The following is a 3,789-nucleotide window of genomic DNA, read 5'->3' as shown; positions in this document are numbered from 1 at the left end:
TTTTTCATTTATTTCATGCAGTAAAGCATAACGAAAAAGCTGATTAAATAGCCCTATACCGGTGTATTTTAGAAAATCGGTGAATAATTCAGGAGTACTGAAGTTTGCAACTTGATAATGCACCGGTTCTGACTCGTTTTTTTAATCCTCTTAAGATGGTTCGTTAATTTTGTCTTGTAACCTTTTAATTAAATTGTTACACCACGTTATATAGAGTTTTTCATATTCAATTCCAAATTCCACGACAGATATACTCGACAGAATAGGATCATATGGATTAGAAAGATCCAGAATTTCGTTGAGCTCATTTATCTTCTCTAGATATATCGTTAATTTTCCTTCATGCTCCTTCTTTTTCTCCCTTAATTGAGGTATCATTTCTTCAGGTTTAACAAGCCACGAATTGTAAGCCTTCAAAAGGAATTCATCCCGTATGATTTCTGGTTTAGTAGGTTCGATGGTCCAACGAATAAGTTCTTGCCGCCCGTTTTCTGTAATCTGATATACTTTTCGAGCAGGACGATAATCCTTTTGCTCTACTCCATAGAGAGCGACTAATCCTTCATCATCCATCTTAGCCAATTCAGGATATACTTGATTGCTCCCAGCTTTCCAGAACGGACCCATTCGACTATTCATTTGCTGTTTAATATCGTATCCGCTAAGGGGTTCGCGCGCCAGTAATGTAAGCATGGCATAACGAAACGAACTCATATAACCACTCCATTTTCCTAAGTTGATTTTATAGGTTCATTTTAACATATATTTGAATTTTATTTTATCATCAAAATTAAAAAACATAGGTTAAAAATAACCTATGTTTTTATTGATTTATAAAATATCATGTGTTAAATTTGTTATAGGTTAAAATTAACCTATATCCATTTAAAGAGGAGAGAATGTTATGGCAAAAGGTTCGCTAATGGTCGGTTGGGGAGAAATCATACCAGGGCGTGAGAAAGTGGCGCAGGCTACGCTCGATAATGCTATGCAATACTGTATTCACTTACAACAAAAAGGAAAAATTGACCGTTTTGAGGTCGTTGCTCTTGAGCCTCACGGTAGTGATCTCAGTGGCTTCGTCCTTATTACTGGGGACAAAGAGACTGTGGCTCAACTACGAGTAGAAGACGAGTTTGTCTCAATTATGGTTGGGGTGCAATTAGTTCATCGAAATGTAAGGGTGGTTGGTGCCTATACAGGTGCTGAGATGCAATCATGGTTCGCGATGTGGGACGATCAAGAAGAGAAACTACTCGGTGAATAATGGTTGTAAAGAAATTATTGTTCTTTAAAGATAGAGAATATTAATTCAAAACGTAAAAGGTTGTTGTAGTAAATGAAGGGTTGGTTGTACCAAAAAAGATAGATGTAAACAGTATTCTACCTGTTCATCTATCTTTTTTATTTCCTCTTATATCATGTATAACATGATATATAACCCTGAAAATATTAAATCATTTCATTTATACCGCCTTATCGGGCTAGTCAAGACTCCAAACCCAAGATTCTGAGTATCCAATCTATAGTGAAAGTTAGTTTGATGAGATAAAATTAATTTTAAACAAAGAGATGACTCTGATATTAGTTGGGAACCCTGATGCCCTGATGTGATAAGAATATTATAATGTTTATAATGTCACACTTTATAGAAGTATTTTGTTTAAGTTAAACAATGACTTTTAAGTATTAATGGATTATTATTGGTGTATAAATCAATCAATATTGTCTTAAGAAGGGAGTTTTAGATTATAAATTCAGAAAAATATCAGTTTTTCCAAGAGTGAGAAAATTTAGTTATAACATCCAAGATAAAGCATACATTTCCCTGAGGGTAGGAGAACGAAAGTATAAGGAGAGTTGAGAATGGATGTAAAAAATCAACCTGGAATAATTGTTTCACTCGGTTTACAACACATGCTTGCTATGTATGCTGGTGCTGTCGTTGTTCCTCTTATTGTTGGTGGTGCTATTGGTTTAAAAGGAGCCATGCTCGCTTATTTAGTTTCCATTGACCTTGCTGCTTGTGGACTCGCAACATTACTTCAAGTATGGAAAAATAGGTTTTTCGGAATTGGCTTACCCGTCGTCTTGGGATGTACATTTACAGCGGTAACGCCAATGATAGTTATTGGGAAAAAGTATGGTATTGAAGGTGTATGTGGATCAATTATAGGGGCCGGAATTATATTATTTGGTTTATCTTTTATTCTTGGTAAGATAGTCAAGTTTGTATCACCTGTTGTTATTGGCTCAGTTGTTGTGATTATTGGATTGACTCTGATTCCAGTTGCAATTAATAATGTCGGCGGTGGACAAGGGGCTCCAAACTTCGGAAATCCTAAAAACTTATTATTGGCTTTTGGTGTTTTATTATTTATTGTCTTAATGAATCGCTTATTTACAGGCTTTCTACGATCAATTTCCATCCTTCTTGGAATTATCGTTGGCACCATTGCAGCAAGTTTTATAGGAATGGTTGATTTTACACCTGTAGGAGAAGCCCACTGGTTCCAAATTCTTAAACCATTTAGCTTTGGCATGCCAACATTTCATATTGACGCCATCATAACCATGACTATTGTTGTTCTTGTAAGTTTAATTGAGTCAACGGGTGTATACTTTGCGTTAAGTAAAATTTGTCAGGTACCTATTAATAATAAACTAATGGAAAAAGGGTATCGGGCAGAAAGTTTAGCTGTCGTTGTCGGCGGTCTATTTAACGCTTTCCCATATACGACATTCTCTCAAAATTTAGGTCTTGTTCAAATGACGAAGGTAAAGTCAAGAAGCGTTATCGTCGTTTGTGGTGTTATTTTGATTGTAGTTGGTTTTATTCCTAAAATCGGCGTAATGACAACAATTATACCTAATGCTGTTCTTGGTGGAGCGATGATCGCAATGTTTGGTATGGTTGTTTCAGCAGGAATAAAAATGTTAAGTGAAATCGACTTCTCTAAAAATGAAAATTTATTGATCATTGCTTGTTCAGTTGGTTTGGGACTTGGAGTTACAGTCCAACCCCAATTATTCTCTAAATTGCCAAGCTACATTCAAATCGTTACCAATAACGGGGTTGTAGCGGGAGCTTTGATGGCTATTATTTTGCAAATCATCTTTAATTTTAATAAAAGTAAATTAGACGAGAAAGACATAAATGAAGAAAAACAAGATGCACAAATCATTTAGTACTCTATTAAGTTTTAATTTGATATTTTTGATATTGGAATGCAGTTACCTATTGTTTGGTTATTGCATTCCTTTTTAGCAAGGAAATAAATGTTAAATCGGGTTTTGTATTGAATATAGAGAATCGATATATGATATATAAAGGAAAAGATTGAATTCAATTCCCCAAATTACTATATAAATCAAATCACGTGTATAAAAACACAATTTTTTGTAGAAAAGATTGATTTTTGAAAATAGATATGTTACATTAGCAAACGTCGCTCAATTAAACAATTAAATGACTCAAAAAAGTTGTTGACATGATTGTTTAATGGAGTTACAATATAAAGGTTGCTGTTGTGAAGCGACAATAAGAAATAAAAAAATCTATTGACAATGACTTTTGAGTTTGATAAACTTTAAAAGTTGCTGTTACGAATAGACATCAACTAATGAAAAAAGTTATTGACGTCGACTTTTGAATATGATAGGATATAAAAGTTAATGTTGAAAAACATTAGTTTAAGAGATTGTTCTTTGAAAACTAAACAAAAGCCAAGCGTAATATCAAACGGGTAACACCGATTGATTTCTTTGAAAAAAGAGCGATGGATCAAA

At 34.0% G+C, this 3,789-nt stretch carries 3 protein-coding genes; 2 read left to right on the top strand and 1 reads right to left on the bottom strand.

The window, feature by feature from the left end:
* Positions 1-150: 150 nt before the first annotated feature.
* The gene (locus tag FG390_RS15590; RefSeq protein WP_141191932.1) at positions 151-714 is read right to left on the bottom strand and encodes a PadR family transcriptional regulator; all 564 of its coding nucleotides are present in this window, start codon (positions 712-714) and stop codon (positions 151-153) included.
* Between the two features lie 190 nt (positions 715-904).
* On the opposite strand from FG390_RS15590, the gene FG390_RS15585 reads away from it, so the two are divergent.
* On the top strand, positions 905-1,267 hold the full coding sequence (locus tag FG390_RS15585; protein WP_141191931.1) for a hypothetical protein: 363 nt from the start codon (positions 905-907) through the stop codon (positions 1,265-1,267).
* A gap of 599 nt (positions 1,268-1,866) precedes the next feature.
* Positions 1,867-3,189: a nucleobase:cation symporter-2 family protein gene (locus tag FG390_RS15580; protein ID WP_141191930.1), complete on the top strand. Its 1,323-nt coding sequence runs from the start codon at positions 1,867-1,869 to the stop codon at positions 3,187-3,189.
* Positions 3,190-3,789: the final 600 nt, after the last annotated feature.

It is taken from the genome of Terrilactibacillus laevilacticus, assembly GCF_006517395.1.
GTDB classification, from domain to species: Bacteria; Bacillota; Bacilli; order Bacillales; family Sporolactobacillaceae; genus Terrilactibacillus; species Terrilactibacillus laevilacticus.
This window is presented reverse-complemented; position numbering and strand designations above follow the sequence as displayed.